The following is a 10,883-nucleotide window of genomic DNA, read 5'->3' on the forward strand; positions in this document are numbered from 1 at the left end:
CCTGGGCCGCGACGGCCGCGGCGATGGCGCCCTCGACCAGCGGGCCGTCCGCGACGACGGCGGCCGAGGGGTCGGCCAGCGACTCGACGGCGAGCTCGGCGGTCATCTGCGCGCTGCCGAGGTCGTAGAGCAGCACGACGCCGTCGCCGCGGTCGGCGCGCTGGGTGGCCGCGACGACCTCGTCGTAATCCGTGCCGATCGAACCGTCGGAGAGGCCGCCGGCCGGCACGATGGTGACGTCCGGCGCCATCTGGGCGGCCAGTTCGGCCAGGCCTTCGGCGAGTTTGGCGCTGTGCGAAACGAGCACGATCCCGACGCTCACCGGGCGGCCTCCGCGAACGCGCGCAGCAGCAGCGCCGACGACCGGGCGCCGGGGTCCATGTGTCCCACCGCGCGTTCGCCGAGGTAGGACGCCCGGCCCTTGCGCGGTACCAGCTCCACTGTGGACTCCGCACCGCGATCGGCCGCGTCGGCAGCGGCGGTCAGCACGGCGGCGACGTCGCCGCCTTCCTCGGCCGCCTTCTCCGCGGCCGCGACCGCGGGGATCAGGGCGTCGACCATGGTCGCGTCGCCGCCGACGGCCTTTCCGCGGGCCTGGACGCCTTCCAAGCCGGCGCGCAGCGCGTCCAGCAGCGCCGGGACGTCGAGGTCGGTGGCGCTGCCCAGCTTGGCCGACGCACGCAGGAAAGCCGTGCCGTACAACGGCCCCGCGGCCCCGCCGACCTTGGAGATCAACGTCGTCGCGACGAGCTTCAGCACCCCGCCCGGCGTGTCCGGCGTGCCCGCGTCGAGCGCCGCGACGACGGCCGCGAACCCGCGGTTCAGGTTCTCGCCGTGGTCGCCGTCGCCGATCGCGCGGTCGAGGTCGATCAGTTCCACGCGGTGTTCGGCGACCACCGCCGCGGCGGCGCGCACGGCCGCCGCGACCCCTTCGGCCTTGCAGGTCATCAGCGCCCCCACCGCAGCGCCGGGGTGTTCACCGGGGCGTCCCAGAGCTCGGTCAGCTCGTCGTCCAGTTTGAGCAACGTCAGACTCATCCCCTGCATCTCGAGGCTGGTGATGTACGGGCCGACCAGCCGGCGTTCGACCACGATCCCACGCTCGGCGAGCAAGCGCTCAGCGATGCCGTGGGCCAGGTACAGCTCGACGAGCGGGGTGCCGCCCATCGAGTTGGTGAACAGCAGGACTCGGTCACCCGAAGCGAACGGCAGGTCCGTGACGACGGCCTCGACCATCCGCGCCACCAGGGCGTCGGCCGGTTCGAGCGGGATGCGCTCGCGGCCGGGCTCGCCGTGGATGCCGATGCCGAACTCGATCTCACCGTCGTCGAGGTCGAAGCTCGGGGTGCCGGCGTGCGGCACGGTCGGCGCGGTCAGCGCGACGCCGATCGAGCGCACCTGGCCGATCACCTTCTGCGCCAGCGCGGTCACGGCGTCGAGCGAGTCGCCGCGCTCGGCGGCGGCGCCGGTGAGCTTCTCCAGCAGCACCGTCCCGCCGACCCCGCGGCGGCCGGCGGTGTAGGTCGAGTCCTTGACCGCCACGTCGTCGTCGATCACGACGCTGCGCACGTCGAGGCCCTCGGCCGCGGCCAGCTCGGCGGCGGTCTCGAAGTTCAGCACGTCACCGGTGTAGTTCTTCACGATGAGCAGCGCGCCCGCGTCGCCGGTGGTCGCGGTGACGGCGGCCTGCACGGCGTCCGGCGTCGGCGAGGTGAACACCGCGCCCGGGACCGCGGCGGCGAGCATGCCGGGGCCGACGAACCCGCCGTGCAGCGGTTCGTGCCCGGACCCGCCCCCGGAGATGACGGCGACCTTGCCCGCGACCGGCGCGTCGGCCCGGACGACGACGTCGGGGTCGTACTGGACGCGCAGGACGTCGGAGTGCGCGGCGGCGAGCCCCCGCAGCGACTCCGCGACCACGTTCGCCGGATCGTTGATGATCTTCTTCACGGCAACCTCCGGCACATCCGCGGGTGGGGTGTCCCCTTCCTACCTCGCCGCGCGGCCCACCGCCAGGTCAGGGCTTGGGGAGCTTCGTGACGACGTTTTTCGCGACGGTCACCGCTTTGCCGCACGGGTCGTCGCTGCTCGCTTCGGCGGCGTAGTTCTCGTACTCCACCTGGGCCAGTTCGACGTCGTCGCCCTCCCACGGCCGGTGCTGCCACTGCACCGCGCACCGCGACGCGCTCGCGCTCGTCTGCTTCTGGAACGCGGTGACCCCGCCGCCGATGTCCACCTTGGAGTAACCGTCGCCGACGATCGGGGGCAGCCCCGGCAGGAACTTGACGGTGATCTTCGGGTCCTTGCCCTTCCACTCGCAGGAGTGCAGGCCCGCGGGCGCGGACTTCGCCGACGGAACGACGGAGGACACGGCCGAGGTGTCGGCCATCGCGCACGGGTCGGCGGTCAGCACGGTGCCCGGCGGCGTCGAGTACTTCTCCGGCGAGTTGTGCACCTTCTGGAGTGCCGCCTCCAGCAGCGCCCGCCCTGGGCGGCACGGGTCGTCGCCGGCATAGGTGGCCGACACGGTGATCCCCAGGTCGGGGTTCAGCGCCGTCATCGCCGCGAGCGTGCAGTCGGTGTCGCCGGACTTGTTCACGCGCAGCGGCAGCCCGCCGACCTGGCCGGTCGTCTTGTCGACGCCGGGCAGCAGGGCGTTCCCGAGTTCGACCTCGAGCCGGATCGTCTTGCCGCCGGGGTCCTTCAGCTCGTTTCTGCAGGTGTCGAAGGCGATTGACGACTGCCTCGGGTCGTCCTCGACCGTGCCGAGGCCGAGCGCGCCGAGGGCGTCCTTGGTCAGGAACTGGCACGGCTTGATCGTGCGCAGCACGTTCGCCGCCACGGCGGCGTCGGTGATCGGGCCGTCGGTCTGCTGCCCGGTGCCGCCGGCCGCGGCGGGGACCGTGGTGCGGCCGAAGTTGGACCGGCCGAGATCCTGCCCGCACGCGGTCAGCGGCAGGGCGAGCGCGGTGACCAGCAGGAACAGCTTCGGGAGACGGCTGCGCCGAGCGTCAAGGAACACGCGATGCACGGTAGCCGCACCCTCGCGCCGTTGTCCGGACAACCCGGCTATTCGCCCGCGGCGGGTGCCGTGTCTTCCGTCTCGGTCGACGCCGGCACGACGAGCGGCCGCACCTTCGCCCAGATGATGAAGAGCGCGGCGACGACCAGCATGCCGATGCCGGCCCAGAGGTTGATGTTGACGCCCGCCGCCTTCTGGATCTCCGCGTCGGAGGTGAAGGCCGCGCCCATGATCGTCAGGATGACGCCGTAAACGCCGATCAGCAGGGCGATGATCAGCCGGATGTCGAAGGCGCCCGCCTTGTGGGGCCGCGTACCGGACTCGGTGGCCATGCTTGCCTCCCTAGAAGATGACGTTGAGGGCGATGGTCAGGATGAGCACGATGCCCGCGAGCAGGCCCGGCTTGCGGTACCAGCCCGCGTTCTCGCCGGTGTCGTCGTGCTTGAGCGTGTCACGCGGGGTGAGCGAGTAGACCAGCCCCACCAGCTCTTCGTCCGGCTTCGGCTTGGTGGCCAGCGACACGACGACGCTCGCGACGATGTCGACGACGAACGCGGTCCCGGCGGCGACGAAGCTGATGCCCTGGCCGGTCAGGCCCAGCACCCCGGCCTGCGAGAGGCTCCACACGGTGATCGCCGACGCGGTACCGAGCACGAGGCCGAGCCAGCCGGCGTGCGGCGTCATCCGCTTCCAGAACATGCCCAGGATGAAGGTCGCGAACAGCGGCGCGTTGAAGAACGAGAACAGGTCCTGCAGGTAGTCCAGGATGTTGCCGGAGTTCGACGCGATGAACGCGGTGCCGATCGCGAGGATCGTGCCGCCCGAGGTCACCACGCGGCCCAGGTTCAGGTAGTAGTGGTCCGGCTTGTCCTTCTTCACGTACGTCTGCCAGATGTCGTACGTGAAGACGGTGTTGAACGAGCTCAGGTTCGCCGCCATGCCCGCCATGAACGAAGCCAGCAGGCCGGCGATGGCGATGCCGAGCATGCCGTTCGGGAGCAGGTCGCGCATCAGCAGCAGCAGGGCGTTGTTGAACGTGACGCCGCTTTCGGCCTTGCCGCCGTCGAGCAGCACCTGCTTGTCCTTGACGTACTCGGACACGCTGACCGCGGCGATCATGCCGGGGATGATGACGATGAACGGGACCAGCATCTTCGGGAAGGCGCCGATGATCGGCGTCCGGCGGGCGGCGGACATGCTCTTCGACGCCATCGCGCGCTGGACCTCGACGAAGTTCGTCGTCCAGTAGCCGAACGAGAGGACGAAGCCGAGGCCGAACACGATGCCCAGCACCGACAGGATGCTGTTGCCGAAGCCGGTCAGGTTGTCGCCGGGCCAGGAGTGCAGCTGCGCGGACCCGCCGGGGCTGTTGGTGACCTTGTCGACCAGGCCCTCCCAGCCGCCGACCTTGACCAGGCCGATGATCGTCAGCGGCACCAGCGCGATGACGATCACGAAGAACTGAAGGACCTCGTTGTAGATGGCCGCGGAGAGGCCGCCGAGCGCGGTGTAGGAGAGCACGATCGCGGCGGCGACGATGATCGACACCCACAGCGGCCAGCCGAGCAGCAGGTTCACGACGCTGGCCAGCAGGAACAGGTTCGCGCCCGCGATCAGGATCTGCGCGGCGGCGAAGCTGATGCCGTTGACCAGGTGGGCCGGCTTGCCGAAGCGCCGCCGCATGAACTCGGGGACGCTGCGCACCTTCGAGCCGTAGTAGAACGGCATCATCACGATGCCGAGGAACAGCATCGCCGGGATGGCGCCGATCCAGAAGTAGTGCACCGTCGGCAGGCCGTACTTGGCACCGTTGGCCGACATGCCCATCACTTCGACCGCGCCGAGGTTCGCGGAGATGAACGCCAGGCCGGTGACCCACGCGGGCAGGGAACGTCCGGACAGGAAGAAGTCGAGGCTGCTCGACACCTGCCGCCGCGCCAGGTACCCGATGCCGAGCACCAGCACGAAGTAGAACGCCAGCTCGATGTAGTCGATCGCGCTCGCATCGAGTCGCAGGTTCGCATCGGCTAGGACGAGCACCGGACCCACCTCATTTCAAACTGGACAACAACCCACAGGAATCACCACTGTCCTGTCGGTTCCGGACAGTACTGCATGCATTCAGGGTCGGCACGTTGACCTGTCCACAGTGGCCAGAGGGCGCGTCCCCCTGGCTTCTACCAGGGGAAACGCGCCCTCGTTTCACGCGCCGCGGGAGCGGCGGCCGGTCACCGATCGGTCGGGACGGCGATCTCGCCTTCCTCGTGGATCAGCCGCGCGAGCACGGCGTCGGGCAGGTAGGTCCGGTGCGGGTAGCCCGGGCCCCAGGAGTTGAGGATCGGCACGGCGCCGAGCTCGTCGGCCCGCGGGTTGCCGAGCACGGCGTGCACGTCGTCGACCGACTTGGCCCAGCGGAACGCCTTGATGCCCTGCTTGGCTTCCGGCACGTACTGCTCGCGCTGCTGCCAGTCGTCGCCGGCGTAGGAGTCGTCCCACAGGACGTGCCCGGCTTCGGCGAGCACCTCGGCCGCGGCGCGGACGGACGTGCCGTTGTCGTCGCCGGGGTTGGTCTCGGGCCACTCGTCGCGCTTCTTGGCCGCGTCCCACAGCCAGCGGGCGGTGTACTCGCTGCCGTTGAAGATCGACATGCACCGCGACCACCCGAACCCGACGCAGGCACCCTCGCGGCCCTGGTCGTAGAACGCGTACCAGGCGTCGGTGTCCGGCGTCCCGCCCGGCTCGAGGCACACGCAGTGCCCGCCGCGCACCCGCCCGAGCTTCTTGACGCCGGCCTTGGCGATGAAGAACTCCCCGGAGGTCTCGTCCTGCTCCGGCTCGTCGAACGCGGAGTACCAGTTGACCCCGATCACGACGGGCGCCCGCGTGGGCCGGTCGTCCTCGGCCAGCGCGGACAGCGGATACCTTTCGACGTGCCGCCAGTCGTCCGGAATGAACCGCCCCAGCCGCGGGTCGACCGGATCGGAACCGAGTGGGCGATAACGCATGACTTCCTCCTCCGTGCAGGCGAAAAACGCGCGCACACCGGCCGGCTGGCATGCGCACACCGAGCTCGAAGGCGGACTGAAACGTTGGCACGACAAGAAAGACGGCCGAGCGCACCACCCTCCGGCCACACCGGACGCACCGGCGGAACCCCTCGAATCGAGTGTCCCACGAGCCCGGGGAATAAGATCCCGATCTCACCCGAACAGCGCAGGAATCAGGCGCAAAAAAGACCTGGTCACAGCGCTGCGGCCGATCACGTCAATGATTTCCTTGCGGAGTAATCGAGCCGGAATCAGATACCGGAATTCGGCATCGATCCGGTATCGGCGCGGAGAACGATTACCGCACCCGCCGACAAGGGCCGTGGGCGACGCAGTGCGAGGTGAAACGACGAGCGCCCCTCCCACGATCTTCATCGCACGACCACGGAGGGGTGCCGATGAAAAGAACGATCGTCCTGCCTGCCATCGCGGCCTTGCTGGCCGGCTGCTCAGCCGGACCGGCCACAACGGGCACGACCACCACGACGACCGTCACCGTCACCCGGTCGCTCGCCGAGCCTTCGACAGCCGAAGCGGCCGCACCGGCCTCGACGGGTCGGATCACCAAGCAGATCGGCGAAGAGATGGGCATCTACCCCGACGCCCAGGGCTCGGCGAACGGTCCAGCGACGGCGACCGGCACGATCACCGAGATCAAGAAGTCGCGAAGCAAGTTCACCGGAGGCTTCGCGCTCCGCGTGTCCGCAACCGTACGGACCGGCTCAGACGATGAAACCAACGCGGCCGCCATGCGGCTCTGGTGGTGCGGCTCGGGTTCGTGGTCGACGCTCGATCCCGCCACCGGCGAGCAACTGTCCGGCCACGGCGGCATGATGATCAAGGGCGAAAACCACATCACGAGCTTCGCCCGCGGAAAGACGTACTCCTGCACGTTCGACGCCGACGGGCTCGCCGACCACGGGCTTCTCATCCTGGGAGGACTGACCGACCCCAGCACCTACGCCATCTCGTTCGACGTCCGCTGAAGCTCAGTCCACCCGGCGGAACCGCGGCACCGGCCCGCCGTCCGTCTCCACCGTCTCGGTGAACATCACCTTCGGCCGCACCCACAACCCGCGCTCACCGTAAAGAGCCCGGTACACCACGAGCTCCTCCTCGGTCTCGCTGTGCCGCGCCACGCCCAGCACCTCGTACTCCCCGCCCTTGTAGTGGACGTACCGCCCCGGGAGCACCTCAGAACAGCCTGAACTCGTCGGACTCGATGCCGCGCAGCTCGTCGTAGTCCAAGGTCAGGCAGCGGATCCCGCGGTCCTCCGCCAGCGTCCTGGCCTGCGGCTTGATGATCTGGGCCGCGAACACGCCCTGCACCGGAGCCAGCAGCGGGTCGCGGTTGAGCAGTTCCAGGTACCGCGTCAGCTGCTCGACGCCGTCGATTTCGCCGCGGCGCTTGATCTCCACCGCCACCGAACGGCCGTCGGCGTCGCGGGCCATGATGTCGACCGGGCCGATCGCCGTCGGGAATTCGCGGCGGACCAGGGTGTAGCCGTCGCCGAGGGTCTTGATGTGCTCGGCCAGCAGTTCCTGCAGGTGCGCCTCGACGCCGTCCTTCTGCAGGCCCGGTTCCGCGCCGAGGGCCTGGGTGTAGTCGTGGAAGACCTCGTCGATCGAGATCACCAGCTTTTCACCCTGCTTGTTCTCGACGATCCAGAGCTTGCCGTCCTCGATGAGCCAGCAGGGCGGGCTCATCCAGTTCAACGGCTTGTACGCGCGGTCGTCGGAGTGGACCGACACCGAGCCGTCGGACTTCACGAGCAGCAGGCGGGTGGCCATCGGCAGGTGGGCGGTGAGCCGGCCGGCGTAGTCGACCTGGCACCGCGCGATCACGAGACGCACCCGAGGAGGGTAGGACAGGTCCGGGATACTGGGCGGGTGGACCCCATTCAGCGTGTCGCGTCCCGTGAGGTGTACCGGAACAACTGGATGACCGTGCGGGAGGACGAAATCCGCCGCCCGGACGGCTCGCCGGGCATCTTCGGCGTGATCGACAAGCCCGCGTACGCCCTCGTCATCCCCCAGGACGGCGACCGGTTCCGGCTGGTCGAGCAGTTCCGCTACCCGGTCGGCGAGCGCCGCTGGGAGTTCCCGCAGGGCACCGCGCCCGACCGCGCCGACGTGCCGCCCGCCGAGCTCGCCGCGCGTGAGCTGCGCGAGGAAACCGGCCTGCGGGCCGGGTCGATGGTCGCGCTCGGCAAGCTGGACGTCGCGCCCGGCATGAGCAGCCAGCGCGGCTGGGTGTTCCTCGCCACCGACATCACCGAGGGCGAACCCGAGCGCGAGCTCGAAGAGCAGGACATGCGCAGCGCGTGGTTCCCGCGGGCCGACGTCGAGAAGATGATCCTCGCCGGCGAGATCACCGACGCGCAGTCGGTCGCCGCGTGGGCGCAGCTCATGCTGTACGAGCGGCTCCGGCCCTGAGCATCCCGCGGATGACGAGGTGGTGGAACGGCTTGATCACCGCGAAGTAGGCCGGCCCGACGCGGTTGTGGAAGTGCACGATCGTGCCGAGCCGGAACCCGCGGGGCACCGCCTCCACCGTCAGGTACCCGGTCAGGTGACTGTCGTCCACCCCCGCGACCAGGTAGCGCTCCGGATCGCCGGCCCGGACGGTGAAGAACGCGACCCGGTCGCCGGGCGCGAACCCGACGTCCTCGGGCCGGAGCCGGCCGGTCCGCGGCACCGACGCGGTGTCCAGCCGCAGGGCCTTGGCGAGCAGGTAGCGGACACCGAACAGCCCCTTCACCCACCACGGCGACCAGCCGAACACGCCCGCGACGAACTCGCGCAGGCTGTTCTCGCTCCCGATCTCCTTGAATTCGACGTAGTCGGCGCCCTCGGCGAACGGCTCGGTCATTTCCGTCTCCCCAGTACGAGTTCCAGCGCGTTCTTGAGCTGCCGGCCGGGCAGCGGGGGCACGACCTGCCCGGCGCCGACGACGACCAGGTACAGCGCCTGCGCGAGGTCGGCGTCGCCGCTGATCTCGGTCAGGTAGGCCACGCGGGTGCGGTCGACGCGCTCCTGGACCGCCCGCGCTTCGGTGTCCTGCAGGGCCCACGCCCGGACGGCGATCTCCAGCTCCGGCCCGGGCCCCGGCGCGAGAACGAGCTTCAGCAGCGCGTTCAGCCGGTCACCGTCGGCCGCTTCGGCCTGCTCCACGAACCGGGTCGTGCGTTCGGCCTCGAAGTGCTCCAGCAGGGCCGTGCGGAAGCCGCCCATGCCCTTGAAGTGGTGGTAGAACGAGCCCTTCGACAGGCCGAGACGCTCGGCCAGCCGCTCGATCGTCACCGCCGGCGCGCCCTGCTCCGCCAGCAGCACCAATCCCGCGTCCAGCCAGTCCCGTTTCCCCGCCATGGCCATACCATACCGTATGGTACGGCTCGCGGGCAGCGAGAAGCGTCGCTTTCACGTGAAAGCGACGCTCAGTCGGGCCAGGAGGGCTTGCGCTTCTCCAGGAACGCCGCCATGCCCTCGCGCGCGCCGGGCAGCTGCGACGCCGCGGCCATGACCTCCAGCGCGATCGCGTACGCGTCGGCCTCGGGCCGGTCGAGCTGGGCGTAGAGCGTCACCTTGCCCATCGCCTTGCTCGCGCGGCTGCCGCGGGTCGCGCGGCCCAGCAGCTCGGCGACGGCGTCGTCGAGCTGGTCATCCGGCACGACCCGGTTGACCAGGCCCCACTCCAGCGCGGTGGGCGCGTCGATGACGTCGCCGGTCAGCGCCAGCTCCATCAGCCGCTTGCGGCCGATCGAGCGCGCCACCGGCACCGCGGGCGTGTGGCAGAACCAGCCGCCCTTGCCGCCCGGCAGCGCGAAGCCCGCGGACTCGGCGGCGATCGCGAGGTCGCACGACGCCACGAGCTGGCAGCCGGCCGCGGTGGCCAGGCCGTGCACCCGCGCGATGACCACCTGCGGCACGGACTCCATCGTCTTCATCAGGTCCGTGCACAGCGTCAGCAGCTCGCGCACGCCCATCAGGTCACGCGCGGCGACGTCGCCGAAGTCGTGACCGGCGGAGAACACCGGGCCCGCGCCGGCCAGCACGATGCCGGTCGCGTCGGACGTCCCCGCCTCGTGGAACGCGGCGAGCAACTCGGCCAGGTGGTCCGCGGACAGCGAATTGCGCCGCGCCGCCCGGTTCATGGTGATCGTGACGGTGTCGCCGTCCCGCTTGACCAGGATGTGTTCGTACTCGGTCATGCTTCGACGGTAACCCCTTGGAAGGTGCGCCGATAGCTGTCCGGGCCCACGCCGACTTCGGCGTGCATGCGACGACGCAGGTTGGCCGCCGTCCCCAGTCCGGAGCGCTCCGCGACCCGCTCGACCGGCAGCGACGTCGTCTCCAGCAACCGCTGCGCGAGCCGGACGCGCTGGACGCGCAGCCAGCGTCCCGGAGTCACGCCGGTGGCCGCGGCGAACTCTCGGTGGAACGTCCGTTCGCTCATCCGCGCGTGCCCGACCAGGTCCTCCACCCCGATCCCGGAGCCGAGCCTGGCCAGCGCCCAGTCCATTGTGGACGTCAGGCCGGGCCGCGACGCCGGCGGCACCGGGGTGTCGACGTACTGCCGCTGCCCGCCTTCCCGCGCCGGCGGCATCACCAGACGGCGCGCGAGCGCGGCGGCGACGTCCGCGCCGTGGTCGCGGCGGACCAGGTACAGGCAGAGGTCGAGGCCGCCGACGACACCCGCGGACGTCAGGACGCCGCCGTCGTCGGTGTAGAGCACGTCCCGCTGAAGGTCGGCCCGCGGCGCGACGCGGGTGAGCGCGTCGAAGTCGCGCCAGTGCGTCGTCGCCGGGCGGCCGT

Annotated in this window: 16 protein-coding genes; 2 read left to right on the top strand and 14 right to left on the bottom strand. The window is 70.3% G+C overall.

What is annotated here, in order from left to right; translation table 11 throughout:
• The 8 genes from dhaM to G3I65_RS40675 form a co-directional block, all read right to left on the bottom strand.
• A partial coding sequence (gene dhaM / locus G3I65_RS40640) for a dihydroxyacetone kinase phosphoryl donor subunit DhaM (protein WP_160700790.1) occupies window positions 1-322 on the bottom strand: 322 nt, incomplete at its 3' end.
• Window positions 319-948: a dihydroxyacetone kinase subunit DhaL gene (gene dhaL / locus G3I65_RS40645; RefSeq protein ID WP_160700791.1), complete on the bottom strand. Its 630-nt coding sequence runs from the start codon at window positions 946-948 to the stop codon at window positions 319-321. The genes dhaM and dhaL, both read right to left, overlap by 4 nt.
• Window positions 948-1,949 (bottom strand): dihydroxyacetone kinase subunit DhaK, encoded by a 1,002-nt coding sequence (gene dhaK / locus G3I65_RS40650; protein ID WP_160700792.1) that lies wholly within the window; start codon window positions 1,947-1,949, stop codon window positions 948-950. Before dhaK ends, dhaL begins: the two co-directional genes overlap by 1 nt.
• A 67-nt stretch (window positions 1,950-2,016) precedes the next feature.
• A complete protein-coding gene (locus tag G3I65_RS40655) occupies window positions 2,017-3,021 on the bottom strand; it encodes a DUF3558 family protein (RefSeq protein ID WP_309235949.1) in 1,005 nt (334 codons plus the stop codon).
• A gap of 47 nt (window positions 3,022-3,068) precedes the next feature.
• Entirely contained in the window at window positions 3,069-3,353 is a 285-nt protein-coding gene (locus G3I65_RS40660; RefSeq protein WP_160700794.1) for a hypothetical protein, read from the bottom strand.
• Window positions 3,354-3,363: 10 nt separating this feature from the next.
• Window positions 3,364-5,061 carry a sodium:solute symporter family protein gene (locus G3I65_RS40665; protein ID WP_160700795.1) on the bottom strand — a complete coding sequence of 566 codons (1,698 nt, stop codon included), beginning with the start codon at window positions 5,059-5,061 and terminating at the stop codon, window positions 3,364-3,366.
• A 188-nt stretch (window positions 5,062-5,249) separates the two neighbouring features.
• The gene (locus tag G3I65_RS40670; protein ID WP_160700796.1) at window positions 5,250-6,026 is read right to left on the bottom strand and encodes a hypothetical protein; all 777 of its coding nucleotides are present in this window, start codon (window positions 6,024-6,026) and stop codon (window positions 5,250-5,252) included.
• Between the two features lie 195 nt (window positions 6,027-6,221).
• Window positions 6,222-6,443, bottom strand: coding sequence for a hypothetical protein (locus G3I65_RS40675; protein ID WP_160700797.1), 222 nt, complete (start codon window positions 6,441-6,443; stop codon window positions 6,222-6,224).
• Between the two features lie 23 nt (window positions 6,444-6,466).
• On the opposite strand from G3I65_RS40675, the gene G3I65_RS40680 reads away from it, so the two are divergent.
• Window positions 6,467-7,054, top strand: a complete 588-nt coding sequence (locus tag G3I65_RS40680; RefSeq protein WP_160700798.1) for a hypothetical protein — start codon at window positions 6,467-6,469, stop codon at window positions 7,052-7,054.
• 3 nt (window positions 7,055-7,057) lie between these two features.
• Here the strand turns inward: G3I65_RS40680 and G3I65_RS40685 are convergent, their stop codons facing one another.
• On the bottom strand, window positions 7,058-7,261 hold the full coding sequence (locus G3I65_RS40685; RefSeq protein ID WP_125312967.1) for a DUF1653 domain-containing protein: 204 nt from the start codon (window positions 7,259-7,261) through the stop codon (window positions 7,058-7,060).
• Between the two features lies 1 nt (window position 7,262).
• Window positions 7,263-7,922, bottom strand: coding sequence for an endonuclease NucS (nucS, locus tag G3I65_RS40690; RefSeq protein WP_163046839.1), 660 nt, complete (start codon window positions 7,920-7,922; stop codon window positions 7,263-7,265).
• 36 nt (window positions 7,923-7,958) lie between these two features.
• Between nucS and G3I65_RS40695 the strand changes: the two genes are divergently transcribed.
• Window positions 7,959-8,504 (top strand): NUDIX hydrolase, encoded by a 546-nt coding sequence (locus tag G3I65_RS40695; RefSeq protein ID WP_160700799.1) that lies wholly within the window; start codon window positions 7,959-7,961, stop codon window positions 8,502-8,504.
• Here the strand turns inward: G3I65_RS40695 and G3I65_RS40700 are convergent.
• From G3I65_RS40700 to G3I65_RS40715, 4 genes are all read right to left on the bottom strand, one after another.
• Window positions 8,476-8,940, bottom strand: coding sequence for a DUF2867 domain-containing protein (locus G3I65_RS40700; RefSeq protein WP_160700800.1), 465 nt, complete (start codon window positions 8,938-8,940; stop codon window positions 8,476-8,478). The genes G3I65_RS40695 and G3I65_RS40700 overlap by 29 nt on opposite strands.
• Window positions 8,937-9,437 carry a TetR/AcrR family transcriptional regulator gene (locus tag G3I65_RS40705; RefSeq protein WP_239071742.1) on the bottom strand — a complete coding sequence of 167 codons (501 nt, stop codon included), beginning with the start codon at window positions 9,435-9,437 and terminating at the stop codon, window positions 8,937-8,939. The genes G3I65_RS40700 and G3I65_RS40705 overlap by 4 nt, the downstream gene beginning before the upstream one ends.
• A gap of 68 nt (window positions 9,438-9,505) precedes the next feature.
• Entirely contained in the window at window positions 9,506-10,279 is a 774-nt protein-coding gene (locus G3I65_RS40710) for an enoyl-CoA hydratase-related protein (protein WP_160700802.1), read from the bottom strand.
• Window positions 10,276-10,883 (bottom strand): GlxA family transcriptional regulator (locus G3I65_RS40715; RefSeq protein WP_160700803.1); only part of this gene is annotated, 608 nt, incomplete at its 5' end. The genes G3I65_RS40710 and G3I65_RS40715, both read right to left, overlap by 4 nt.

The sequence above is a fragment of the Amycolatopsis sp. SID8362 genome (genome assembly GCF_010550475.1).
Classification (GTDB): domain Bacteria; phylum Actinomycetota; class Actinomycetes; order Mycobacteriales; family Pseudonocardiaceae; genus Amycolatopsis; species Amycolatopsis eburnea.

Bases quoted from the DNA above. Each gene is read 5' to 3' on its own strand.
- dhaL (WP_160700791.1), bottom strand. From the start codon at position 948: ATGACCTGCAAGGCCGAAGGGGTCGCGGCGGCCGTGCGCGCCGCCGCG.
- G3I65_RS40660 (WP_160700794.1), bottom strand. From the start codon at position 3,353: ATGGCCACCGAGTCCGGTACGCGGCCCCACAAGGCGGGCGCCTTCGAC.
- G3I65_RS40670 (WP_160700796.1), bottom strand. From the start codon at position 6,026: ATGCGTTATCGCCCACTCGGTTCCGATCCGGTCGACCCGCGGCTGGGG.
- G3I65_RS40675 (WP_160700797.1), bottom strand. From the start codon at position 6,443: ATGAAGATCGTGGGAGGGGCGCTCGTCGTTTCACCTCGCACTGCGTCG.
- G3I65_RS40680 (WP_160700798.1), top strand. From the start codon at position 6,467: ATGAAAAGAACGATCGTCCTGCCTGCCATCGCGGCCTTGCTGGCCGGC.
- G3I65_RS40700 (WP_160700800.1), bottom strand. From the start codon at position 8,940: ATGACCGAGCCGTTCGCCGAGGGCGCCGACTACGTCGAATTCAAGGAG.
- G3I65_RS40705 (WP_239071742.1), bottom strand. From the start codon at position 9,437: ATGGCGGGGAAACGGGACTGGCTGGACGCGGGATTGGTGCTGCTGGCG.
- G3I65_RS40710 (WP_160700802.1), bottom strand. From the start codon at position 10,279: ATGACCGAGTACGAACACATCCTGGTCAAGCGGGACGGCGACACCGTC.